Raw genomic sequence first — 24395 nt, forward strand, 5'->3', positions numbered from 1 at the left:
ACTCATAAGGAAAGAATATTTTTGCACTGTATTCAATGCATTGCAAGTTAAAGTTAATACCCGGTCCAGATTGAAAAAAGAAGTTTCAGTATTTAGTACGGTAAAAGAGGCAAGCTATTTCCTTTTCGACAAAACTAGTGCGAAATCCTTACAGGATATGACACTATTTTTAATAGACTACGTATATTATAGTAGAAAAGGGAAGGGGTTGTTGAAATGAAAGAGTATATGGTTTATTTGATCAAAGAAGAATTTGCCATACATTATTACTATAAAAGTGATATTTTATATCGTTTTTTACAGGAATATCATGATGAACAATCTCGAAATGACTTAAGGATGCAATTTAATTTTATTACTAAAGGCTTCCCAAAAGAATCGTTAACGTCACAGTTAATCAGACAACCTAAGAACACTTTATATAAGGAAAAAAGAAGTGAATTTGTTGAACTAGGTAATAGGCATTACTATATTGCTTTACATATTTATGAAAAACATATAAAATTTCGTTGTGAAACATTACAGGATGCTGAGGAATTATTATTCGCTACCTTACGACGGATCTATCCATATATTTTTATCGTGGATAATCATTATGAAAATTATGGTTGGATCTCGCCTGTAAGGACAAGTTCTGTGTATAATAATGATGAGGTATTGTATTCTTAGAACTGTTTTACTATACTGGATAAGAGACAACACGAAGGAGGAAAATGGAAAGATGGGCACAATTTGGGTTGTACTAATTGCTTTAGCAGCTTTAATAGCCGGTGTTGCTCTTGGATTTTTTATTGCAAGAAAGTATATGATGAGTTACTTGAAAAAGAATCCACCTATCAATGAGCAAATGCTTCGTACGCTAATGATGCAAATGGGCCAAAAGCCTTCGCAGAAGAAAATCAATCAAATGATGCGTGCAATGAATAATCAAATGGATAAATAGACGTTGATATATCAATGTATTTAGCAACTTTGTAATCAAGTAGGTTACTGAAAAATGTTGTCGGCTTGATTTTTCTTTGCAATAATACACATAATTTGGTTAATTTTTCTCAAAAACCACTTTTTCTGTTTAAGAATAATGCAGAAAAAGTGGTTTTTTCATGTTTATAAAGGATCTTTGGTTAATATTTCTCAATTATAGGGGAGTTTTTGTTTTTGTTAAAGAGAAGAAAACAACTATAAAATGTATATTTTCGATTTGATAAGCAAAATCAAATAATATTTTGGTTTCGTGACAAAATATTGCAAAATATATGATAAAATGTACATAAAATGAGTATTTAAGGGGGAGAAGTGTGAAGAAAGCTTGTTTTTCGTTAATCATTATTCTTCTGTTGATTCCGTTTCAAAGCATTGTTGAAGCTCATTCAGGAAGAACGGATAGTAGGGGTGGACATAACTGTTCCGAAAAATCGAAAGCCAAAGGACTTTGTTCAGGATACCATTATCATAATGGTGGAGGGGGTTCATCATCAGGCAGTAGTTCATCATCAAATGGTAGTTCACCCTCAGGAGTAATTCATCATCGGGCGGTAGTACATCAAAAGGAACAAGAACATCAGAACCGACTGGACCTTCTAAAATGGAAATTGCTGCTCAAGAGAAATCTGAAGGTAAAGAAGCTGGGTATGCAGCAGGCTTGACTGATGGATACAATAATACCAAGGAAAATGAAACTGTTATTACTGGTTCTAATGCATATCAAGAGGGTTACTCTACTGGTTATCAACAAGGATTTGAAGAAGGTAAAAAGAAATTAGTCTCTGAAAGAGAAAACGCCTATAAGGCAGGTTATGATGCAGCTAAGGAAGATTTAAATGCTGTTGTACCAGCCAATTATTCAGAGAATGATTTAGTTCACTCCTCCTATAAAGAGGGATATGAAAAGGCAACTGCTGAGATTGATGCAGCAAGAAAAGAGGAATATTACAATATTGGTTATGAAGATGGAAAAAAAGATGAAAACAACGAACCAAACGATATAAAAAATATTTATGTAGATTCATATAAAAAAGGTTACAAAAAGGGGCAACAAGAACTAGAAGAAAAATATATAAAACTAGGATATGAAGCTACTTTTACTATATTAGAATACAAAGAACCTAAATTAGAGAAAGAAAAATACATTATTTGGTACAAAAAGGGTTTTGATTCAAATGAAGAAGTAGAAGAAATTAAAAAAGAGGCATATGAATTGGGTTTGAATGGTGGAGCGTATGAACTTCCAATTGAATATAAAGAATCTGAGTTATTATTCAGTCACTATTATGAAATTGGTAAACATGAATACGAAAAGGAACAAAGAAAAAACACTCTAAAAGCTACTGGTGGAATAGGTGTAATTGTTTTAAGTTGGTTAGCTAGGAGGTTCTATGTAGCAAGGAAAACAATCATAAATTAAAGGTGAGGACGAAAATGGGGATATACAGAACAGTTTGTCATAAGGTGGAAGATGTCTTTATTAAAATGATGACGCACAACCAAAATTCTGATGAGGTTAAACAAAAGGTTGTAGCTTTTAGGAATCAAAAGGAAAATGAGAGACAAAGAAATAAGCTAGAGAACAGTAAATATTAGATAACAAATGGATGAAATTAGGAGAGTAAACCATATAAATAAACTAAATAGAAATACAAGTCTAGGAATTCAAAAAGGACAATACATGGATAAATAGTATTGTACAGGAATCATGAATTACTATACTTATGAATACATTGCACAAACACCCCGTACTATGGAGTATGGGGTGTTTTTTTAAGATTATCTAATCTTGATTTGTTTTGCTAATTGTCATATTCCTGTCATTGGTAATCGTTTTCTTTCTGCTATAATAGGATGAAAGAATGTAATCAGGAGGCATACTATGTCAGAAATTAATATTTTTCTTGCATTTGGTGCAGGATTTCTTTCTTTTATTTCACCATGTGTATTACCACTATATCCGGCCTTCCTATCATACATAACCGGTATGAGTGTTAGTGAAATAAAAGAAGAAAATACCATGTTAAATCGAAAAAGTCTATTGCATACAATCTGTTTTTTAATAGGCTTTTCTAGTATCTTTATTGTTTTTGGATTTTTTACCTCAGCCTTGTCACAGTTTCTAATTGCATACCAGGATATAATAAGACAGGTTGGGGCATTATTAATCATATTCTTTGGACTTGTAATAGTTGGTATATTTAATTTTAAATTTTTAATGAAGGATAAGAAAATAACATTTAAGAATCGTCCATCAGGATACTTAGGATCTACTTTAATTGGACTTGCTTTTTCATTAGGTTGGACTCCATGTACTGGCCCAATCTTAGGCGTGGTCTTTACTTTAACCGCAACAGAACCAAGTAAAGGTATGGTGATGATGATTGCCTATATCCTTGGTTTTTCAATTCCATTCCTTGTCTTATCCTTCTTTATTGGGAAGCTAGGGTGGATTAAACGAAATAGCCAAAAATTAGTTAAAATAGGTGGCTATATTATGATAGCTTTAGGTATTGCGCTGTTTTTTGATTGGATGACTAAACTTACTGCTTTTCTAGCGGGCTGGTTCGGTTTCTATGGATTTTAATACCAAATTATATTATGATAGTATCAAATAGATAGATAAAAGGAAGTGAATTCATGGATAAACCTAATAATTTAATATTGCAAACCGCTACAGCTTTAATCGCTTTTCTTCTATTAGGGTTTTCCATCTATTTGTTTATGGCAGGTCACAATTCCCCAGGTGGTGGATTTGTTGGAGGGCTCGTAACTTCAGCTGCTATTGTATTACTATACATGGCATATGGGATCAAATTCGTAGAAAAGATAATACCGATAAATTTCCGTATGTTGATACCGATTGGCCTTTTGGTAGCATTATTGACTAGTATGGGTTCATTTCTTTTTGATGTTCCATTTTTATCACATACTTATGGTTACTTTAAATTTCCTGTTTTTGGAGAAGTGGAGCTTGCTACAGCAACTTTATTTGATTTAGGGGTATATCTCACAGTTGTTGGTGTCACAGTAACAATTATTGTAAACATAGCAAACGATAAAAAAGAAGTGTAAGTAGTTGATTTATGTAATGGGGGAGCGGAGTGAAAATGGCAAGAATTCTAATTGTTGATGATGCGAAATTCATGCGAGCTACTTTACAAACAATTCTTACGAAGGACATGCATGAAATTGTAGGTGAGGCAGAAAATGGGGAAGAGGCTGTATCACTTTATAAAAATACAAACCCTGATTTAGTTATCATGGACATTACTATGCCAGTTATGAATGGGATAGATGCTATGAAAGAAATTAAGAAGTTGGATCCGAAAGCACAGGTTGTTGTATGTTCGGCAATGGGGCACCAAAAAGTTGTTGTTGAGGCCATCGAACTTGGAGCTAAGGATTTTATCGTAAAACCATTTGACGAGCATCGTGTTTTAGAAACAGTAAGTCGAATTCTCTCATATACTGTTAACTAACTTCATTACACCAGAAAGAGTGTGTCAATATGTTTTGGATTATTGCAACAACGGTTTTGGCTTTTTTTATGGCTACATTTATGATTTTTATGAGATTAAAGGCTTCAAGAAGACCTGCATCGGTTAAATCAATTATATTACCACCATTGTTTATGAGTACTGGGGCAGCAATGTTTTTGTTCCCCCAATTCCAACTCGAATGGCCACAGGTGGTAGAATCAATTGTTGTAGGGGTTGTATTCTCGATTTTCTTAATAAGATTTTCTAAATTTGAAATTCGAGAAAATAATATTTATCTTATTCCATCTAAAGCATTTATATTTATATTGTTTGGATTGTTATTTGTTCGTATTATTTTAAAACTGATAATAGGAAGTGCAGTTTCCCTAGGTGAGACTAGCGGAATGTTCTTTTTACTAGCATTCGGTATGATAGTTTCTTGGAGACTGGCCATGCTCTATAAATATAAACAGCTTGAAAAAAAGTTAAAGGTGTCTTCTACATGAAGACACCTTTTTAGCTGTTCTTTTTATACTGCGCCTGCCAATTCGAACGATAATCATCTTTTGAAAGTGAAAATAATTCCTCATAGGGTTCAATATCTATTTCTTTCTGCTTTAATTTTTTTCGTAAAAATTTATGATCACGCTTTGGTGTCGCAAGAATATAGCCTTCAATTAATACTTCCTGATTTATTTTATTCAAACCCTTATGGAGTGCAACTTCACCAATTTTACTGGCAATTTTTTGTCTAGCGACATCTCGGAATAACTCAGGAACAGGGGACACTAATTCTTCTAGTAAATTCTTTTCATTATCTTCCCACATATGTTTCGTCTTCTCGAGATAGTGGATTTCCCAGTCCATCGTCGATTTCCCATCCTGCTTAGGAAGTTGTTTTAAAAACTTTCGGAACATGAAATAGCCACCAATCGCCATTATACCAATCATAAAGAAACCCCAAAATACGATAAGAAAATTATCAAATAATGACATATATATCACCTTTTCTAGTCCTTCGCGTGTCGACTTTTTTATCTTTTTAGTTGAATAAATGATAACATTGCGGTAATTTTACATATGAAGAGTAGTAATAATTCAGATAAACATGTTACGATTAGTAATGATGTATGCTAATATAATTATAATATAAAATACATAATAAACAAACTTTCATATTTGTAATTGGACATACATATAGTAATATAAAGATTTTATTTGTTACAATTTGCAGTAAAGGGGCGAATTCCATGGAGAATGAATTAAACAATTACATATTGCGCCAAGCTTCGGCAAAAAATGGCCCCTCTTTAGAGCAATCTAATTTACTACGTTTACCCGAATTTATCATTGTTTGGATTGAAAATAATAGCAGTGATTTCTTTACCGTTTGGGACGAGAATGGGATTGGAATATTCTTTTCAAATGCAATTGAGCGAGTGCTCGGATATAAGCCACATGAATTAGTAGGACGCTCATATTTGGAACTTTTTGTCGATGAGGATGCTAATTATGTAAGGAAGGAATTTGTTCGAGAATCTTTTAAAAATCAAACATTTCAGCTTCGATTAAAGAATTTCGATCAAAAATTAATATGGTGTGAATGCAAGATTTCTAAGTTAGTTGATCCTATGAATGGTAACGTTTACTACGTGTCAACTATTCGTGATATGACTGAAAAAAAAGAAGTAGAAGAAATGATGATTCGTTCCGAAAAAATGTCAATCGCAGGCCAATTAGCCGCCGGAATTGCACACGAAATCCGTAATCCTTTAACATCTATTAAAGGTTTTCTTCAGCTATTACAGGCTGGCGTTAATCGTAAGGATGTTTATTATAAAATTATGATTGATGAGATTGAAAAAATGGAAACAATCACTTCAGAACTCTTGTTTATTTCCAAGCCTCTAACAGATAATAAGCAAGAGGAATCTTTATCTCAAATGATAAAAGATGTTTTGGAGCTACTCAGACCACAAGCAAAATTAAAAAATATCACGCTAGATGTATTAGGCGAAGAACCATCTATTTATTGTGATAAGTCACAAATTAAACAGGTATTCATCAATATTATTAAAAATGCGATAGAAGCGATGGAAGAGCCTGGAAGCATCACCGTTACTATTCGTTTGGAAGATGATGAAGTTATCATTGATATTGCAGATGAAGGTCCAGGCATTCCTGAAGAAGTGATACACAAATTAGGGGAACCTTTTTTTACGACTAAGCAACACGGTACCGGACTTGGTTTAATGATCACGAAGCAACTATTAGAACGACATCAAGCGAATCTTGAAATCTTACAAAATGAAATGAAAGGAAGCACCTTTCGAATTAGATTACCATTATAATTTTTACATATTTATTAACGCAATAATTTTTGCTGAATTATATCATATTATAATGATAAGGAAATCTTATCGCCTTGAATAAGATATTCGTATAGTAAAATCAGGTATAAAACAATTGTTTTATACCTGATTTTACTTTATGATGAATAATGTAGTAATCCAATAGATTTTGGAAAGGCTTTTATAGCGATGATGTATTTTAAAGTACAACAATGAAAGAGAGGGGTTAGCGAATATGGGAGAGAACTTCAATGCAAAAAAGAAGTTTGAATTGAATGGTAAGACATATAATTTCTATCAACTAAAGGCATTAGAAGAAGCCGGATTAGGTAAAATTGATAGATTACCATATTCAATTCGTGTACTATTAGAATCTCTAGTTCGCCAATATGATGGCCGCGTAATTAATGATGAACATGTAAAAGGACTAGCAAAATGGGGAACAAAGGAAGGAGAAGGTGTCGATGTTCCATTCAAGCCTTCACGTGTTATCCTTCAAGACTTCACAGGTGTGCCTGCAGTAGTTGACCTTGCTTCCTTACGTAAAGCAATGGTGGACTTAGGGGGAGAACCAAACAAAATTAATCCAGAAGTACCAGTAGATCTTGTTATTGACCACTCCGTTCAGGTCGATCAATATGGAACGCCAGCTGCGTTGAAAGCAAATATGGATCTTGAATTTGAACGAAATGGTGAGCGTTACGAGTTCCTACACTGGGCTCAAAAAGCATTTGAAAATTACCGTGCAGTTCCACCTGCAACTGGTATTGTACACCAGGTTAACCTTGAGTACCTTGCTAATGTCGTTCATGCAAATGAAAACGAAAACGGTGAATATGATGCATTCCCAGATACACTAGTTGGTACCGACTCCCACACTACCATGATTAATGGTTTAGGTGTTCTTGGTTGGGGTGTAGGTGGTATTGAGGCGGAAGCTGGAATGCTAGGTCAACCATCATATTTCCCAGCTCCAGAGGTAATTGGAGTTAAATTTACAGGTAGTTTCCCTCAAGGGACAACTGCAACCGATTTAGCACTTAAAGTAACACAAGTTTTACGTGAGAAAAACGTAGTAGGTAAGTTTGTAGAATATTTTGGTCCAGGATTAAAGGATATGCCACTGGCTGATCGTGCAACTATTTCAAATATGGCTCCAGAATATGGTGCAACATGTGGATTCTTCCCTATTGATGAGGAGTCACTTAACTATTTACGTTTAACTGGACGTAGTGAAGAACAAATTAAGCTAGTTGAAAAATATTGTCAAGAGAACGATCTATGGTACTCTTCTGATGTTAAAGATCCAGAATATACTGAGGTTGTTGAAATCAATCTTTCTGAGCTAGAACCAAACCTTTCAGGACCAAAGCGTCCACAGGATTTAATTCCTCTTTCTCAAATGAAGAAGGAATTTAATAAAGCTATTACTGCTCCTTCAGGAAACCAAGGATTTGGCTTAGATAAATCAGAATTTGATAAAGAAGTAACAGTTAAGCTATCTAATGGAAAAGAAACAGTAATGAAAACAGGCTCTGTTGCGATTGCAGCTATCACTTCTTGTACAAACACATCTAACCCTTATGTAATGTTAGGTGCAGGTCTATTGGCTAAGAAGGCAGTAGAGAAAGGTCTTGAAGTTCCTGCATTTGTTAAAACATCATTGGCACCAGGATCGAAAGTAGTTACCCGTTATTTAGAGGACGCAGGTTTAATGCCATACCTTGATAAACTAGGATTTAGCTTAGTAGGATATGGCTGTACAACATGTATCGGTAACTCTGGTCCACTTCTTCCTGAAATTGAAGAAGCTATAGCAGCTAATGATTTAACTGTTGCATCGGTACTGTCTGGTAACCGTAACTTTGAAGGTCGTATACATCCATTAGTAAAAGCTAACTATTTAGCATCTCCACCATTAGTAGTTGCTTATGCGCTTGCTGGTTCTGTAGATATTGATTTATCTAACGAAGCATTAGGTACAGACGTTGATGGAGAACCAGTATACTTAAAAGATATCTGGCCTTCAATGGATGAAATTAAACAAGAAGTACAAAAGGTTGTAAACCCTGAAATCTTCCGTAAAGAGTATGAAAATGTATTCAGCTCTAATGATAAATGGAATGAAATTAAAACAACTGATGAACCTATTTTTGAATGGGATGAGAACTCAACGTATATTCAAAACCCACCTTACTTTGAAGGGTTAACAAAAGAACCAGGTAAGGTTGAAGCACTTAGTAACCTACGTGTTATCGGAAAATTTGGGGATTCAGTAACAACGGACCATATTTCACCAGCTGGTGCAATCGCTAAAGATATGCCAGCAGGCTTATATTTACAGGAAAAAGGAGTTTCACCAAGAAACTTCAACTCTTACGGATCACGTCGTGGTAACCATGAAGTCATGATGCGCGGAACATTTGCAAACATCCGTATCCGTAACCAAATAGCTCCTGGAACAGAGGGTGGCTACACAACTTATTGGCCAACTGGTGAAGTTATGCCTATTTATGATGCTGCTATGAAGTATCAGCAAGATAATACTGGATTAGTAGTACTTGCTGGTAAAGATTATGGTATGGGATCATCCCGTGACTGGGCAGCTAAAGGTACTAACCTATTAGGTATTAGAATGGTAATTGCTGAAAGCTTCGAGCGTATTCACCGTTCTAACCTAGTAATGATGGGTGTTCTACCATTACAGTTTGAAAAAGGGCAAAGCGCTGACAAGTTAGGTTTGACAGGTAAAGAAACATTCAATCTTGAAATAGGTGAAAATGTTAAACCACATGATCTTGTAAGAGTAACTGCTACTGATGAAAATGGTAAAATAACTGAATTCAAAGCAGTAGTTCGTTTTGATAGTGAAGTTGAGATTGATTATTATCGTCACGGTGGTATCTTACAGATGGTATTACGTGATAAATTGGCTAACTAAGCTCGGGATCGTGAGGTTGCGGAATCTCCGGCCACTAGCTCCAAATGATAAGAAAAACGAGTTCCTAACAGGGCTCGTTTTTTTTATGAAAGCACTTAAATTTTCTATGTAAATGATTACAATGATTTTTTTATTTGAAGATATCGTTTCCAAATGTGAAATCTCTATGAATAAAAGTACAAACACTTTATAAATACCTTCTAAGATGTATATTATAAACATATACAATAATTTATAGGGAGTTTAACCATATGCTGAAAAAAAATATTGCCATAATTGTCATGATAGCTTTAGCAGTCATCCTTATCATAAATGTAATTGACTTAAATAAAAAGGAGTCTGGTCCAAATTTGGTTGACGTAACAGGTGATACCTCAGTCAAAGGTGTTTCCATTGTTTCACCGAATGCTAAATTTCTAAACGAGGGGGACCTGGCACCTGATTTTGAGGTTCCAATGATTGATGGTGAAAGGATTAAGCTTTCCAATTTAAAAGGTCAAAAGGTACTTGTGAACTTTTGGGCTACATGGTGTCCACCCTGTAAGGAGGAGATGCCGGAATTACAGCGATTTTATGAGGAGTATGGAGATCAAATTAAAATTATTGCAATAAATGCAACTGGTTCTGAGCGTAATGAGCAAGTAGTAAGGAATTTTCTTGAGGAAAAAGACTACACGTTCCCGGTAGGTATTGATAAGAATAATAAAATAACTGATCAGTATTTGGCAATGACTATTCCAACATCCTATTTTATTGGTTCAGATGGGGTCATACAAGTACCAAGACATGTTGGTCCAATGACCTATGATTTTATGGTTGACATGCTGAACTCCTTAAATTAACGGTTATAATTTTGCAAAAATTATTATAAAAAGAATAAGAGATGGTAATACTTAGTTGTAAAAAGGGAGTGATTACCATTTCTTTAAAGAAACTTCTTACTTTTGAAGAGCTGGTTCAAGCCAATCGCCAACAAATTTTAGAAGACCGTGAATTCTTGGACCGAATTGAGGAAAATTTAGAAAAACGAGCAAGGGATGAATTATCAAAGCGTCGAGAAGCATAGTCCAGGTATAATCCTATCCAATTACATGTAAGCCTCATTAAAATGTAACCATTTTATTACATATTAATGAGGTTTTTCCTTTTTGAATTGTTGTTATTTGAGTATAGAGCTTGAAGTAATATCAAAAAATAACATTGCCTTTGGCAACAATGATTCAAGGAGGATGTCAAGTGACTGATAAATATTCACCAAAGCCAGATGACCGTAGTGATAATGTAGAAAAGCTTCAGGATATGATTCAAGATACCATTGAAAATATTGAAGCTGCACATGAAACCATGCAGATTACTTCTGGTGAAGAAAAACAAAAGATTGTAGAGAAGAATAAACGCCGTGAGGAAGCGATTGAAGGTTTTCGTGCAGAGATTAAAGATGAAGTTCGTGACCAGCAATAGGAATAAATTGCCTCAAATCTAAATAGATTTGAGGCCTAATTTATGAATTAATAAAGAGAATATGATAAACTTACCAATAGTTGATAGGGGGAAGTAATTGTGAAAAGCGTGCAAACACCAATAGAAGTTAGATACCAAGAAACCGATCAGATGGGTGTCGTTTATCATGCGAATTATTTAGTATGGTTTGAAATTGGACGGACTAAATTCATTGAACATTTAGGTTTAAACTACATAGAAATGGAAAAGAATAATATAGTATCACCTGTATTAGATGCGCATATTTCCTATAAAAAACCGGTGCGCTATGGGGAAAAGGTATTCGTCGAAACATGGTTAGCAGAATATGACGGAATTCGAACTGTTTATGGTTATCAAATCATTGATAGTCAAGGTGAGGTTTACGTGACTGGGTCTACTAAGCATGTAATAGTAAAAAAGGACAATTTCCGACCTTTATCCTTGCGAAAAGCTTTTCCAACATGGCATGAACTATATTTAAAGAATGTTGAAGGTGAAAAATAGTGGCTTTCGGTTTAAAAAGACAAGATGTGAAAAAATGGAAGGCGAGTATTGATAGTGGTGAGATAGCATTCATAACCCATTATTGGCTCGATGATCGTTTCCCAGGCTGTACCACTGTTACAAAAGTTGGTTGTAAAGATATTAATGCCTTAGTTGCTTGGGGTAAAAAATATGGCTTGCAGCCTAGTTGGATCCATCGTGATGAAAAATATCCTCACTTTGATTTATTTGGAGAAAGACAAAAAGAAATACTAACGAATGAAGGACAGTGGGAACAAATAAATAGATTTAAATTGTGAATAAGCGTTCAGTATATTCATTCTGAACGCTTATTTTTAACCTTTTTTTCTGGAACTAGATCGACACCACCAGGGTGAAATGGATGGCATTTACTAATCCTTTTAATCGTTAAGTACCCACCCTTAAATGCTCCAAATCTTCGTATCGCTTCAAGTCCGTATTCCGAACAAGTTGGATAAAAGCGACAAGAAGGGGGTGTCAAGGGACTAATAGCCTTCCGATAAAACTTTATAATTCCAATAAAAATATATTTCATTTTAGTACCCTTCTTTAACGTTATTCTTTCGTATAACGTATTGTTGCAATAGCATCATGCATATGAATTGACTCTTCATTTTGACAAGTAACCTCAAAGCTTTTCACATAAGGTAATTCATATAAATCAGCTGCTACAAGTCGTGCCATATCTTCAACAAATCTAGGATTTTCATATGCTCCTTCTGTGACCATCTTCTCATCAGGGCGCTTCAAAATTGGATGTAGCCTTGAACTAGCATTACTTTCAGCTGCTTCTAATAGCGCATATTTCCAATCAAATTCATCTTCGTTAAAGTCTTCTGTAAGCGAGACCTGAATCGAAACATTGCCTCGCTGATTATGTGCACTATATTCACTGATTTCCTTGGAGCAAGGGCAAAGTGTTGTAACGAATACTGAAAGTCCTGCACTTACCTTGTAACCCGAATCTTGATGATAGGATACGATTAGATTTATGTCTGCATGGTTTAGTCCAGCAATTTGACTACTTGGCCCTTTACGTTCATAGAACCAGGTGGTGTTTATTTCAACGGTAGCATCCCGTTGTCCAAGTCGTTCAGCGAGCTCTTTTGTAAATTCTTTTAGTGTATGAAGTTCGATAATAAACCCGTTTTTACTATACAACTCGAGTTGTTCCATAAAACGACTCATATTCGTTCCTTTACTAGTTTGTTTGATACTTGAGGTGAAGGTAAAGGTACCAATGCTGTTCTGTGTATAGGGCTTTAACTTGCTCTTTAGGATGACCGGATATTTTACATTCGTTATTCCTACTGCATCTAGCTCAAATAGAAAGTCCTTTTCTAAATTTTGCAAATCCGACATTTTATCCTTTTCTGTAGGTTTATGTTTTGGCCCAGGCTCAACTGAACCAAACAGCTTAAGTCTTTCTATTTTATTTGGTAAAATTTTTTGCGAATTGTCTTTTACATTCATAAAATAATCCCTTTCTTTTCTGTCCCCAACAATTATGTTATATACAATGAAGGCATCCGCAATAAGCGAACGCCAAGTTCTCGTATAACATCACTACTCTCAAAGTATAAGTCATGTTATTGTTATTTTTCAATTATCCCGTCTTAGATCCATGTAATTTTTGGTTCCGTCTTATTAATAATCCGTTTAATGTTTGCGCGATGCCTTAAAATGACAAATAGAGTAAGTGCAGCAATTACAATTCTTAATCCGATGTCACCAATAAAAAGGGAAACGATAAATGAAATAATACCAGTAATCATAGATGAAAGTGACACATATTTAGAAATGTATAGAGTGATTAAAAAGGTTAACACCATTACACCAAATAATATTGGACTAACACCTAGAATTATCCCACCTGAAGTAGCCACTGCTTTGCCACCTTTAAATTTAGCGAAAAGTGGGTAAGTATGACCTAAAACAGCAAAAATCCCAATTCCAAGTCGGTAAACCTCGACATCAAAAAATAGAGGAAGTAATGTTGCAAGAGTTCCTTTAAGAATGTCAGCGAGTGTTACGATGATGCCTGCTTTTACACCTAGCACTCTAAAGGTATTCGTTCCACCTAAATTCCCACTTCCATGCTGTCGTATATCAATGTTGTAACCGAGTTTACCGACAATGAGACCTGAAGGAATAGAACCAAGAAGATAGGCAATTACTGCAAAGAGCGCAAATTCCATAAAAATTCCTACTTTCCTTGTTATTATCACAATATGTAAGCTTATTTTTTATTTTAACACGAAGTATTAATAGAAGGTACTAAAACTAATAAACTTATTTCTTTTTTTATTACAAAGGCCATAGCTGTGTGAAATGATGGCTATTAAATTAAAAAAACGGTATGATTTCAATGGACATGCTACATTATTATAAGTATAAGCTAAATGGAAGGGAGTTACCTACATGCAAAACCCGAGTAATAATATTATTAAAGATCTCCTAGAATCATCAAAAACCATAGCGGTGGTTGGTTTATCGGATAACCCCGGAAAAACATCTTACCAAATTTCAAAAATTATGCAAGAAGTTGGATACCGAATTATTCCTGTCAATCCAACTATTGATGAAGTATTAGGTGAAAAGGCATATAAATCCTTAGTTGACGTTCCAGAACCTATTGATATTATTAATGTATTTCGTCGTCCTGAGTACTTGCCGGAAGTAGCTAAAGAAGCAGCTCAAACGAGTTGCAAGGTTTTCTGGGCGCAACAAGGAATTGTTAATGAGGAAGCCTATAATTACTTACAAGAGCGTGGTTTTACTGTTATTATGGATTTATGTATTAAAGTAGCACATGCAGTTCTAGTAAATAAGAAATGAGAAAAGGATGGCTTCTGGTCATCCTTTTCCTATCGGACTGTGCTTACTAGATTTTCTTACCTTTTTAAAAAGGTTGTAGTATACTAATTAAGATATTGCCATTTATACATTATTTATTTTGGTTATAATTCCTTACAATCTTTACAATAACAAACACATGTTCTACTATGAATAAATGTAGTAATTTGATTTATCGGTGAAGGGAGCAATTAATTTTGGACAAGACATCTTTACACTATTCAGATGACTCCATCCAAGTATTAGAAGGTCTTGAGGCTGTTCGAAAAAGGCCCGGAATGTATATCGGGAGTACAGATCATCGTGGTCTACATCATCTAGTTTTTGAGATTGTTGACAATGCGGTTGACGAAGCCTTATCGGGCTTTGGAAATGTTATTCATGTAACAATACATAAGGATAATAGTATTTCAGTTGAAGATAGCGGTAGGGGGATGCCAACCGGAAAGCATAGTACTGGTAAATCAACGTTGGAAGTTATTTTTACCGTCCTCCATGCCGGTGGTAAGTTTGGCCAAGGTGGTTATAAGACTAGTGGAGGTTTGCATGGTGTAGGGGCATCTGTTGTAAATGCATTATCTGAATGGTTAGAAGTAACCACACATCGTGATGGGGAATCTTATTTTCTTCGTTTCGAAAACGGAGGTATTCCAGTAGGAAAGATTAAAAAAATTGGAAACACTAAAAAAACGGGGTCGCTAATTCATTTTAAACCTGATCCTGCTATTTTTTCGACAACGGTATTTAATCTAGAAACCATTTCAGAACGGTTGCGTGAATCAGCATTTTTATTAAAGGGACTTAAGATTGTATTAACGGATGAGCGAATAGAGGAGAAAGAGGTATATGAATATCCAGATGGTTTAAAATCATTTGTACAATACGTAAATGAAGACAAAGATCCACTTCATGAGGTTATTTTCTTTGAGGGAGAGCAACAAGGAATTGAAGTAGAATTTGCTTTTCAATTTAATGATGGATACGCAGAAAACATGCTTTCATTTGTTAACCATGTCCGCACAAAGGATGGGGGAACACATGAGTCTGGTGCACGCTCTGCAATTACGAGGATATTCAATGATTATGCTAGAAGAACTAACGCGTTAAAAGAAAAGGATAAGAATCTAGAGGGAACAGATATTCGTGAAGGATTAACAGCGATAGTATCTGTTCGTATTCCAGAGGGAAAGCTTCAATTTGAAGGTCAAACGAAAGGTAAATTGGGCACTTCAGAAGCTCGCTCTGCAGTTGATGCTGTCGTATCCGAAAAATTAAATTTCTTCCTTGAAGAAAATCCAGACGTTTCAGGGACATTGATTAAAAAGGCAATAAAGGCTAAAGAAGCGCGAGAAGCAGCGCGAAAAGCACGCGATGACGCAAGAAGCGGTAAGAAAAAACGTCGTAAGGATACAATTTTGAGCGGGAAATTAACACCTGCACAATCTAAAAATCCTGATAAAAATGAGCTATATCTAGTTGAGGGTGATTCTGCTGGTGGGTCAGCAAAGCAAGGAAGAGACCGAAAATTCCAAGCTGTACTACCACTGCGTGGAAAGGTTATCAATACGGAAAAGGCAAAACTTCAGGATGTTTTTAAAAACGAAGAAATCTCCACGATTATTCATACAATTGGTGCTGGAATAGGTGCAGACTTTAACTTAGAAGATATTAACTACGATAAAGTAATTATTATGACAGATGCAGATACGGATGGTGCACATATTCAGGTGTTACTGCTAACCTTCTTTTATCGCTATATGCGTCCATTACTTGAAGCAGGTAAAGTATATATCGCACTTCCACCTTTATATAAAATATCCAAAGGAACTGGTAAAAAGGAAGAAATTATTTATGCTTGGGATGAGGATGAAATGAGGAAGGCAGTTCACCATTTTAAGAATGGTTATGTCATTCAGCGCTATAAAGGTTTGGGTGAGATGAATGCAGATCAACTATGGGAAACAACCATGAACCCAGAAACGCGAACACTAATTCGTGTTACGATAGATGATGTTGCACGTGCTGAACGTCGTGTTACAACTCTAATGGGAGATAAGGTTGAGCCTAGGAGAAAATGGATAGAGTCTAATGTAGCGTTTGGTTTAGACGATGATCCAAACATATTAGAAAACGATAAAATACATTCATAATACTAAACTGACCTTGGGAATTTATAAGGGGGGAATGACTTGTCACAGTCTGAAAAATATCTCGATTTACCACTAGAAGAAGTAATTGGTGATCGATTCGGTAGATATAGTAAATACATTATCCAGGATCGTGCACTACCAGATGCACGAGACGGATTAAAACCAGTACAACGTCGTATACTTTATGCGATGTTTCGAGAAAAGAATACTCATGATAAGCATTTTCGTAAATCGGCAAAAACTGTCGGTAATGTTATTGGTAATTATCATCCACATGGTGATACTTCCGTTTATGATGCTATGGTTCGTTTAAGTCAGGACTGGAAAATGCGAAATGTTTTAATTGAGATGCATGGTAATAATGGTAGCGTAGATGGTGACCCACCTGCAGCAATGCGTTATACAGAAGCAAGACTATCTAGCATCTCATCAGAATTGCTTCGCGATCTAAATAAAGAAACAGTTGATTTTGTTCCGAATTTTGATGATACGGATCAAGAGCCTGTTGTTTTACCAGCAAAATTTCCTAATTTACTCGTAAATGGGTCAACTGGAATCTCTGCTGGGTATGCTACCGATATCCCACCACATAATCTTGGTGAAGTTATTGATACGGTAATTAAACGTATTGATAACCCAAATAGTACAGTTGATCAATTAATGAAGTCAATTAAAGGCCCAGACTTTCCTACTGGTGGAATAATTCAAGGGATTGATGGAATTAAAAAAGCTTATGAAACTGGAAGAGGGAAAATTGTTCTTCGAGGCAAGGCGACAGTAGAACCACTTCGAGGAAATAGAGAACAAATTGTTATTGATGAAATTCCCTTTGATGTTAACAAAGCAAATCTTGTAAAGAAAATAGATGAGCTTCGGTTTGATCGTAAGGTAGAAGGAATTGCAGAGGTTCGTGATGAAACAGACCGAACTGGATTACGTATTGTAATTGAATTAAAAAAAGACGTAAATAGTGAAGGTGTTCTAAACTATCTTTATAAAAATACGGAATTGCAGATTGCGTACCATTTTAATATGGTAGCGATTCAAGACCGTACACCAAAGCTTCTATCTTTACCGGAAATGCTTGATGCTTATATTCTGCACCAAAAGGAAGTTGTAACAAGAGCAACACAATATGATTTAAAACATGCTAAAGATCGTGCACATATTGTTGAAGGGTTAATCAAGGCTATTTCCATATTAGATGAGCTAATAGCAACCATTCGAGCTGCAAAAGATAAGCAGGATGCGAAGCGCTCTATTATGGCAAAATATGACTTTACCGAAAGACAAGCAGAAGCAATCGTTATGTTACAGCTTTATCGTTTAACCAATACAGATGTGACAGCTCTTGAACGTGAAGCGGATGAACTACGTTTAAAGATAGCTGAATACGAGTCTATTTTAGCTAGTGAAAAGAAGTTGTTTGATACAATCAAAACGGATTTAAAACAATTGAAAAAACAGTATGCCGACCGTCGTCGAACCATTATACAAGAGGAAATTGAAGAATTAACAATAGATATCGAAGTTACAGTAGCGAGTGAAGATGTTTTAATTTCCGTTACTAAGGAAGGTTATATTAAAAGGACAAGTTTACGTTCTTATGCTGCTTCAAACGGTGAAGACCTTGCAATAAAAGAAGATGATTACTTAGTTGGGCTTATCGAAGCGAATACAACTGATAAAATTCTATTATTTACGAATAAGGGTAAATACCTATATGTGCCGGTTTTTGAATTACCAGAAATTAGATGGAAGGATATTGGTCAACATATATCTAACATTGTTCCAATCGATAAGGACGAATATATTGTTGAATGCATACCGGTACGAGAATTTAAGGAAGAAGAATACCTTATTTTCTTCACGAAGAACGGAATGATAAAACGAAGTGAATTAAAGATTTATGAGGCACAACGATATTCGAAGGCCTTAATTGCTCTTAATCTTAAGCAGGGTGATGAGGTTGTTAGCGTTTGTCAGACGAAGGGATATTCAGATGTATTCATTGCTACTCACAAGGGGTACGGACTTTGGTATCATGAAACAGAGGTACCTATTGTTGGACAACGAGCTGCTGGTGTAAAGGCCATTAACTTGAAAGATGATGATTTTGTCATTAGTGGACAGGTTTTTGATGATTTATCCGAACCTTCTTTAGTGATAGTCACACAACGCGGTGCTGCCAAACGAATGAAACTAAGGGAATTTGAGAAGACAACACGGGCAAAACGTGGTTTAATGATGCTACGTGAGCTAAAAAACAAACCTCACCGTATCGTTGGATTTTATGCAACAAATAAAAATGATACGATTTGCTTCCAAACTGCTAAAGGAGAGACACACCATATTATTCCTTTTGAATTAGCCACAAGTGATCGAAGTAGTAATGGCTCCTTTATTATCGATTCTGACAAACAAGGAGAAGTTGTAGAGGTTTGGAAAGAAGCAAATTATGAAAAGCCGTTTGACCCAACTATTGATTAATGTTTCGAAGACAGACTGTTGATGAAGCAGTCTGTCTTTTTTTATAGACTTTTTGTAAAGAATAAAAATATTTTATGGAAAATAAAGGGTTTTTATGTCGATTTGTAGAATTAATACTAGACAAATTCATTAGGAGGAAAAGTTTCATGGAAAGTAAAAATTATGGGTTACCGATTTTAGGGGCATTACTAGCAGCTATCGTAGGGGGAGTTGTATGGGCATTAATCGCCATTATAACGGAATACGAAATTGGCATTGTTGCTTGGGCAATCGGTGGACTAACTGGTTATATCGTTTTCTACTTGGCAAAAGGAAGCGTAACCTCATTACATCAAGTAATTGCTGTAGTTGGAAGTTTAATTGGAATTTTACTAGGTAAATATTTTATATTAGGCTATTACTATGAGAACAGTATTTCAGGCATATTTAATAGTGAGGTAATTATGCATTTTGGTGATAATATTTCTGTTTTGTTTGGTGGAATGGATATTGTTTTCGTCCTACTTGCAGTTGTTACTGCATGGCAGCTACCAGCTCAACTTGGTAGTAAGAACCAAACAACTGAACAGATTCAAGAGACCAAGGCGGAATAATAATTATATATTTTGGTATAATAAAAAAAATCAAACAGACTGCTAGACTTTTTTAGTAGTCTGTTTTTTAATTAATATGAAGGCTAAAAAAAGATAAAAATTTATGGAATAGGTAATATAGAATGATAATTACAACAGCAGGGCGTGCTTCTAGTCCTCTATCACTAAAGGCTAAAAAGCTGGCCATAGAATATGGATTTTTGTATAGAGAAAGAAATAGTGAATCAATTGAAGCAATGAAAATTCAATTACAAGAACATATTATCGTCGTGGCAAAAAATGGTTTATTTATTTCACCTTTAAATAGTTCAACACGTCTATTCTTTCATCCTAATTTAGCTATGGTAAGAGCAAAACGTGTTTTAAAAGGTGAGAATGATCCCCTTATCCAGACAGCAAAACTTAAGGAGGGGATGAAGTTTCTCGATTGTACGCTGGGCTTAGCATCTGATAGTATTATTGCTAGTCTTGCTGTTGGTACTTCTGGTGCTGTAACGGGACTTGAAGGTAATGACTTATTGTACTTGCTTGCAAGAGAAGGGTTAAAAGACTTTTCAACTGGAAATAGGGAAATCGATACTGCTATGAAAAGAATAAATGTCGTCAACATTGATCATCTTGAATATTTACGACAAACTCCTGATAAATCCTATGATGTCGTATATTTTGATCCAATGTTTCAAGAAGCTATCGAATCTTCAAGTGGTATTAATTCCATACGCGAGCAAGCATTATGTACTGATATAAGCTCAGAGGTTATTACCGAAGCAAAACGAGTTGCAACGCAGTGTATCCTTATGAAGGACCACTATAAAAGTACGAGATTTAAAAGGCTTGGGTTCACACAGCATAGACGGAAAACATCCTTATTTCACTATGGGACTATAGAACTTTTATAGGTAACTTCTTCTTTTTAAATTCTGAAAAGTGTGATACGCTATAAATGAAAAAAGGAGAGGAGGGCTTCGAACGGATCTCAGACAAAAAATCATTCATAATGCGCTACATTTATTTGAAAAATATGGCTTCCATGGTGTAACAGTAAACCAAATTGTAGAAAAAACTGGTGCATCAAAAGGTGGATTTTATCATCATTTTACGTCAAAGGATGAATTGCTTTTTGTCATTCACGATACATTTATTACGTATGTGCTTGAAAAAGCCTACATAGCAAAGAACACCTACGAATCTCCAACTAAAAAGTTACAAGCAATTATAAAGAGCTTTGTACAAGTATTTGATTTGTATAAGCCACATATTTCTGTATTCTATCAGGAAAATGTTTACTTAAAATCAAATTATGAAGAATTGATTAAAGCAAAACGTGATCAGTTCAAGAATATTATCCTTGAAACCATTCGTGAGGGTAAGGCAAGTGGAGAATTTCGTCATGATCTTTCGGATGAAATTACCAGTATGGCAATACTTGGAATGGTAAACTGGACTTATAAGTGGTACCGTAAATCAGGAGAAAAATCAATTGACGAAATCGGTGACTTATATGTCGACCTAATCATGAGATCAATAGTAAACGAGTAAATGTAAGCGCTCTATTTTGATAGAATACTAGTTTAGTAACACTTTTTTCTATTTTTACAGACCAACCAGTCGGTCTATCTACTGATTTAGGAGGGAAACATATGGATTTTAATTTAACCAAAGAACAATCCATGATTCGTAAAATGGTTCGAGATTTTGCTGAAGAAGTAATTAAGCCCAGAACAATTGAGATTGATAAGGAAGCTAAGTTTCCTTTGGATATTTTTAAACAAATGGGTGAGCTTGGTTTACTAGGGATTCCATTCCCAGAGAAATATGGTGGCTCAGGTGGCGACACATTATCCTACGCTATTGCTGTAGAGGAAATTGGCCGTGTTTGTGGTAGTACTGGTTTAAGCTATGCTGCAGCAGTATCTCTTGGTGCAAGCCCAATATATTATTTTGGAACAGAAGAGCAGAAGGAGAAATTTTTAACTCCTCTTGCAGAAGGAAAAGCCTTGGGTTCATTTGGATTAACAGAACCAAATGCCGGATCAGATGCAGGAGGAACTAAAACGACTGCAATCATCGATGGTGATGATTTTGTCATAAATGGAGAAAAATGCTTTATTACGAATGCAAGCTATGCCGAAACGTTAATTGTTACTGCAGTTACTGGTAAAAATGAAAAAGGTAGAAATATTATTTCCGCTATTATTGTTCCGACGAATGTGGAAGGAGTCAAAATAACAAGTAATTATGATAAGATGGGTGTTCGTGGTTCAGACACAGCTGAAATAGTTTTAGACAATGTACGTGTTCCAAGAACGAACCTTTTAGGCGATCCTGATAAAGGCTTTAGTCAATTCTTATACACGCTGGATGGTGGAAGAATTTCTATAGCTGCTTTAGGACTTGGAATTGCTCAAGCATCCCTAGAAAAAGCCTTACAATATGCTAAAGAAAGAAAGCAATTTGGGAAGTCTATTTCGAGCTTCCAAGCAATTCAATTTAAGCTTGCTGATATTGCAATGGAGGTGGAGCTTGCTCGAAATATGGTGTATAAAGCAGCATGGTTGAAGGATAATGACCAACCATTTACGAAAGAATCCGCCTATGCAAAATTATTTGCAACTGAAACAGCTTTCCGTGCAGCCAATCAGGCCATTCAAATACATGGTGGTTATGGATATATGCGTGAGTATGAGGTTGAACGATATTTACGGGACGCTAAATTACTTGAAATCGGTGAGGGAACATCAGAAGTTCAACGACTAGTAATTGCTAGACAGTTAGGCTGTTAGAAACTAGATTTCTTGATATGGTTAGGGGTGAAGTGATGATCTCGAAAATACTGATTGCCAATCGAGGCGAAATAGCAGTAAGGATTATGAGAACGTGTAAAAAATTAGGAATTTCATCCGTTGCCGTTTATTCTGAGGCAGATAAAGCAGCACCATTTGTACAAATGGCTGATGAAAGCTATCTTTTAGGTCCTGCAAGGGTGAATGAGAGTTATTTAAACGTTGATAGGATATTAGATATAGCCAAAAGCTGTAGTGCAGATGCGATTCACCCGGGTTATGGTTTTTTGAGTGAAAATGGTAGTTTTGCCGAAAAATGTGAAGCATCTGGCATTATATTTATCGGCCCAACTAGTCAAGTGATGGAAATGATGGGTAGTAAGATTGAAGCAAGAAAAGCAATGAAAGCGGCTAATATTCCAATAGTGCCAGGGACGGAGGATGCAGTTCATTCGAAAGAGGAAGCAATTGAAGTTGCTAAAAGTATTGGTTATCCTATTATGCTGAAAGCCTCAGCAGGTGGTGGCGGTATTGGTATGCAAGTGGTACATTCCGATGAAGAGCTACTTAAGGCATTTGAGAATAACGCGAAGCGGGCGGAGAGCTTTTTCGGTGATGGAGCAATGTTTTTAGAGAAAAAGATTGATCATGCTCGTCATATAGAGATACAGATATTAGCAGATAAGTTTGGGAACGCTGTGCATTTGTTTGAACGGGAATGTTCCATCCAGCGAAGAAACCAAAAGGTTGTTGAAGAGGCACCCTCTCCTTTTCTATCGGAGACCACTCGTCAACGAATGGGAAAGGCTGCAGTAAACGCAGCTAAAGCTCTAGGGTATACCAATGCTGGAACGATTGAATTTTTAGTAGACGCGAACGAAAATTATTACTTTCTTGAAATGAATACTAGAATTCAAGTTGAACACCCAATAACGGAAGAAATTACTGGTATTGATATTGTAGCGGAACAAATTAACATAGCAAATGGTAATAGCTTGTCTTTTAAGCAAGAAGATTTAACCATTAAGGGTCATGCAATTGAAGCTAGAATTTACGCAGAGGATCCAAATACTTTTTTCCCATCTCCTGGACATATAACAGTATTTGATATACCTAAAGGAGAGAATATCCGGCTTGAGTCTGCAGTTACTAGTGATTATCAAGTAACACCTTTTTATGACCCAATGATTAGTAAGCTTATTGTTAAAGGCAATACAAGACAAGAAGCAATTCAATTACTTATACACACATTAGAAAAAACAAAGGTCGAAGGAATTAAGACGAACATCCCATTATTACTTGAGATTGCGCAACATCATGAATATCAAGCAGGTAATACAACAACAAGCTTTATAGTAGATTATCTTAGACCACTAAAAAGGAAGTAACTGAAGGAGGAAATAAGGATGGAAGAAGTAAGAGCAATGATGGCGGGTAATGTTTGGAAAATAGTCGTGACAGAGGGAGAAGCGGTCGAAGCTGATCAAGATATTGTCATTTTAGAATCGATGAAAATGGAAATTCCAATTGCTACAGAGGATGGCGGTATTGTAAAAGAAATAAAGGTACAAGAAGGCGACTTTGTAAATGAAGGCGATTTAATTGCAGTGATTGAGTAAAATATGAAGTTGGAATATGCTATTAAATCCATTCAACATCAAATGAATTTCTTATTCAGCGTAGTATATTTTGGAACGGATTGGTTCCTCCATAATATTACATCGTATTAATTGTTGAGAAAATAGCACTGACTCAGTC

At 35.5% G+C, this 24395-nt stretch carries 29 protein-coding genes and 1 pseudogene; 26 read left to right on the forward strand and 4 right to left on the reverse strand.

The features are described 5' to 3' along the window. Positions 1-216: 216 nt before the first annotated feature. The 9 genes from sirA (at position 217) to HNR27_RS13630 (ending at position 4972) form a co-directional block, all read left to right on the forward strand. Positions 217-669, forward strand: coding sequence for a sporulation inhibitor of replication protein SirA (gene sirA / locus HNR27_RS13590; RefSeq protein WP_429340144.1), 453 nt, complete (start codon positions 217-219; stop codon positions 667-669). A gap of 52 nt (positions 670-721) precedes the next feature. After that, on the forward strand, positions 722-943 hold the full coding sequence (locus HNR27_RS13595; protein ID WP_212919731.1) for a YneF family protein: 222 nt from the start codon (positions 722-724) through the stop codon (positions 941-943). 355 nt (positions 944-1298) lie between these two features. Further along, complete coding sequence (locus tag HNR27_RS13600) at positions 1299-1646, forward strand: YHYH domain-containing protein (RefSeq protein WP_429340145.1); 348 nt, start codon at positions 1299-1301, stop codon at positions 1644-1646. Beyond that, positions 1586-2404, forward strand: a complete 819-nt coding sequence (locus HNR27_RS13605) for a FliH/SctL family protein (protein ID WP_429340146.1) — start codon at positions 1586-1588, stop codon at positions 2402-2404. Before HNR27_RS13600 ends, HNR27_RS13605 begins: the two co-directional genes overlap by 61 nt. A gap of 14 nt (positions 2405-2418) precedes the next feature. After that, positions 2419-2580, forward strand: coding sequence for a hypothetical protein (locus HNR27_RS13610; protein ID WP_429340147.1), 162 nt, complete (start codon positions 2419-2421; stop codon positions 2578-2580). A gap of 286 nt (positions 2581-2866) precedes the next feature. Next, positions 2867-3571 carry a cytochrome c biogenesis CcdA family protein gene (locus tag HNR27_RS13615; RefSeq protein ID WP_212919732.1) on the forward strand — a complete coding sequence of 235 codons (705 nt, stop codon included), beginning with the start codon at positions 2867-2869 and terminating at the stop codon, positions 3569-3571. A gap of 53 nt (positions 3572-3624) precedes the next feature. Then, entirely contained in the window at positions 3625-4059 is a 435-nt protein-coding gene (locus HNR27_RS13620) for a Na(+)/H(+) antiporter subunit B (RefSeq protein ID WP_212919733.1), read from the forward strand. A gap of 35 nt (positions 4060-4094) precedes the next feature. Continuing rightward, on the forward strand, positions 4095-4466 hold the full coding sequence (locus HNR27_RS13625; protein WP_212920045.1) for a response regulator: 372 nt from the start codon (positions 4095-4097) through the stop codon (positions 4464-4466). Between the two features lie 29 nt (positions 4467-4495). Further along, positions 4496-4972 carry a CcdC family protein gene (locus tag HNR27_RS13630; protein ID WP_429340148.1) on the forward strand — a complete coding sequence of 159 codons (477 nt, stop codon included), beginning with the start codon at positions 4496-4498 and terminating at the stop codon, positions 4970-4972. 10 nt (positions 4973-4982) lie between these two features. Here HNR27_RS13630 and HNR27_RS13635 read toward each other — a convergent pair whose 3' ends face one another. Further along, positions 4983-5462 (reverse strand): DUF2621 family protein, encoded by a 480-nt coding sequence (locus HNR27_RS13635; RefSeq protein WP_429340149.1) that lies wholly within the window; start codon positions 5460-5462, stop codon positions 4983-4985. A 254-nt stretch (positions 5463-5716) separates the two neighbouring features. Between HNR27_RS13635 and HNR27_RS13640 the strand changes: the two genes are divergently transcribed. From HNR27_RS13640 to HNR27_RS13670, 7 genes are all read left to right on the forward strand, one after another. Next, positions 5717-6817: an ATP-binding protein gene (locus HNR27_RS13640; protein ID WP_429340150.1), complete on the forward strand. Its 1101-nt coding sequence runs from the start codon at positions 5717-5719 to the stop codon at positions 6815-6817. 235 nt (positions 6818-7052) lie between these two features. Then, positions 7053-9758, forward strand: a complete 2706-nt coding sequence (gene acnA, locus HNR27_RS13645) for an aconitate hydratase AcnA (protein WP_429340151.1) — start codon at positions 7053-7055, stop codon at positions 9756-9758. Between the two features lie 251 nt (positions 9759-10009). Next, positions 10010-10600: a TlpA family protein disulfide reductase gene (locus HNR27_RS13650; RefSeq protein ID WP_429340152.1), complete on the forward strand. Its 591-nt coding sequence runs from the start codon at positions 10010-10012 to the stop codon at positions 10598-10600. 41 nt (positions 10601-10641) lie between these two features. Continuing rightward, entirely contained in the window at positions 10642-10824 is a 183-nt protein-coding gene (locus HNR27_RS13655) for an FbpB family small basic protein (RefSeq protein ID WP_429340153.1), read from the forward strand. A 170-nt stretch (positions 10825-10994) separates the two neighbouring features. Then, positions 10995-11219: a small acid-soluble spore protein Tlp gene (gene tlp / locus HNR27_RS13660; RefSeq protein ID WP_212919739.1), complete on the forward strand. Its 225-nt coding sequence runs from the start codon at positions 10995-10997 to the stop codon at positions 11217-11219. A 99-nt stretch (positions 11220-11318) separates the two neighbouring features. Continuing rightward, a complete protein-coding gene (locus HNR27_RS13665; RefSeq protein WP_429340154.1) occupies positions 11319-11744 on the forward strand; it encodes an acyl-CoA thioesterase in 426 nt (141 codons plus the stop codon). After that, the gene (locus HNR27_RS13670; protein WP_429340155.1) at positions 11744-12043 is read left to right on the forward strand and encodes a hypothetical protein; all 300 of its coding nucleotides are present in this window, start codon (positions 11744-11746) and stop codon (positions 12041-12043) included. The genes HNR27_RS13665 and HNR27_RS13670 overlap by 1 nt, the downstream gene beginning before the upstream one ends. Before the next feature lie 17 nt (positions 12044-12060). Here HNR27_RS13670 and yidD read toward each other — a convergent pair whose 3' ends face one another. From yidD to plsY, 3 genes are all read right to left on the reverse strand, one after another. Beyond that, a complete protein-coding gene (gene yidD / locus HNR27_RS13675; RefSeq protein WP_212919742.1) occupies positions 12061-12300 on the reverse strand; it encodes a membrane protein insertion efficiency factor YidD in 240 nt (79 codons plus the stop codon). Positions 12301-12320: 20 nt separating this feature from the next. Further along, positions 12321-13238: a GTP cyclohydrolase FolE2 gene (gene folE2 / locus HNR27_RS13680; protein ID WP_429340156.1), complete on the reverse strand. Its 918-nt coding sequence runs from the start codon at positions 13236-13238 to the stop codon at positions 12321-12323. A gap of 143 nt (positions 13239-13381) precedes the next feature. Then, entirely contained in the window at positions 13382-13963 is a 582-nt protein-coding gene (plsY, locus tag HNR27_RS13685) for a glycerol-3-phosphate 1-O-acyltransferase PlsY (RefSeq protein WP_429340157.1), read from the reverse strand. A 223-nt stretch (positions 13964-14186) separates the two neighbouring features. Between plsY and HNR27_RS13690 the strand changes: the two genes are divergently transcribed. The 10 genes and pseudogenes from HNR27_RS13690 (at position 14187) to HNR27_RS13735 (ending at position 24256) form a co-directional block, all read left to right on the forward strand. Further along, positions 14187-14603, forward strand: a complete 417-nt coding sequence (locus tag HNR27_RS13690; RefSeq protein WP_429340158.1) for a CoA-binding protein — start codon at positions 14187-14189, stop codon at positions 14601-14603. A 215-nt stretch (positions 14604-14818) separates the two neighbouring features. Then, positions 14819-16771, forward strand: coding sequence for a DNA topoisomerase IV subunit B (gene parE / locus HNR27_RS13695; protein WP_429340159.1), 1953 nt, complete (start codon positions 14819-14821; stop codon positions 16769-16771). 39 nt (positions 16772-16810) lie between these two features. Then, on the forward strand, positions 16811-19261 hold the full coding sequence (parC, locus tag HNR27_RS13700; RefSeq protein WP_429340160.1) for a DNA topoisomerase IV subunit A: 2451 nt from the start codon (positions 16811-16813) through the stop codon (positions 19259-19261). A 146-nt stretch (positions 19262-19407) separates the two neighbouring features. Continuing rightward, on the forward strand, positions 19408-19854 hold the full coding sequence (locus HNR27_RS13705; protein ID WP_212919748.1) for a hypothetical protein: 447 nt from the start codon (positions 19408-19410) through the stop codon (positions 19852-19854). Positions 19855-19976: 122 nt separating this feature from the next. Continuing rightward, positions 19977-20753 carry a class I SAM-dependent methyltransferase gene (locus tag HNR27_RS13710; protein WP_429340161.1) on the forward strand — a complete coding sequence of 259 codons (777 nt, stop codon included), beginning with the start codon at positions 19977-19979 and terminating at the stop codon, positions 20751-20753. Between the two features lie 91 nt (positions 20754-20844). Further along, a pseudogene (locus tag HNR27_RS13715) lies at positions 20845-20964 on the forward strand (TetR/AcrR family transcriptional regulator); the annotation flags it as partial. A gap of 3 nt (positions 20965-20967) precedes the next feature. Then, positions 20968-21393 (forward strand): TetR-type transcription factor C-terminal domain-containing protein, encoded by a 426-nt coding sequence (locus HNR27_RS13720; RefSeq protein WP_429340162.1) that lies wholly within the window; start codon positions 20968-20970, stop codon positions 21391-21393. A gap of 101 nt (positions 21394-21494) precedes the next feature. After that, the gene (locus tag HNR27_RS13725) at positions 21495-22637 is read left to right on the forward strand and encodes an acyl-CoA dehydrogenase family protein (RefSeq protein WP_429340163.1); all 1143 of its coding nucleotides are present in this window, start codon (positions 21495-21497) and stop codon (positions 22635-22637) included. Positions 22638-22672: 35 nt separating this feature from the next. After that, complete coding sequence (locus tag HNR27_RS13730) at positions 22673-24025, forward strand: acetyl-CoA carboxylase biotin carboxylase subunit (protein WP_429340164.1); 1353 nt, start codon at positions 22673-22675, stop codon at positions 24023-24025. A gap of 18 nt (positions 24026-24043) precedes the next feature. Continuing rightward, positions 24044-24256: an acetyl-CoA carboxylase biotin carboxyl carrier protein subunit gene (locus tag HNR27_RS13735; RefSeq protein ID WP_429340165.1), complete on the forward strand. Its 213-nt coding sequence runs from the start codon at positions 24044-24046 to the stop codon at positions 24254-24256. Positions 24257-24395: the final 139 nt, after the last annotated feature.

The organism is Ornithinibacillus bavariensis, from assembly GCF_050433565.1.
Taxonomy (GTDB): domain Bacteria; phylum Bacillota; class Bacilli; order Bacillales; family Amphibacillaceae; genus Ornithinibacillus; species Ornithinibacillus bavariensis.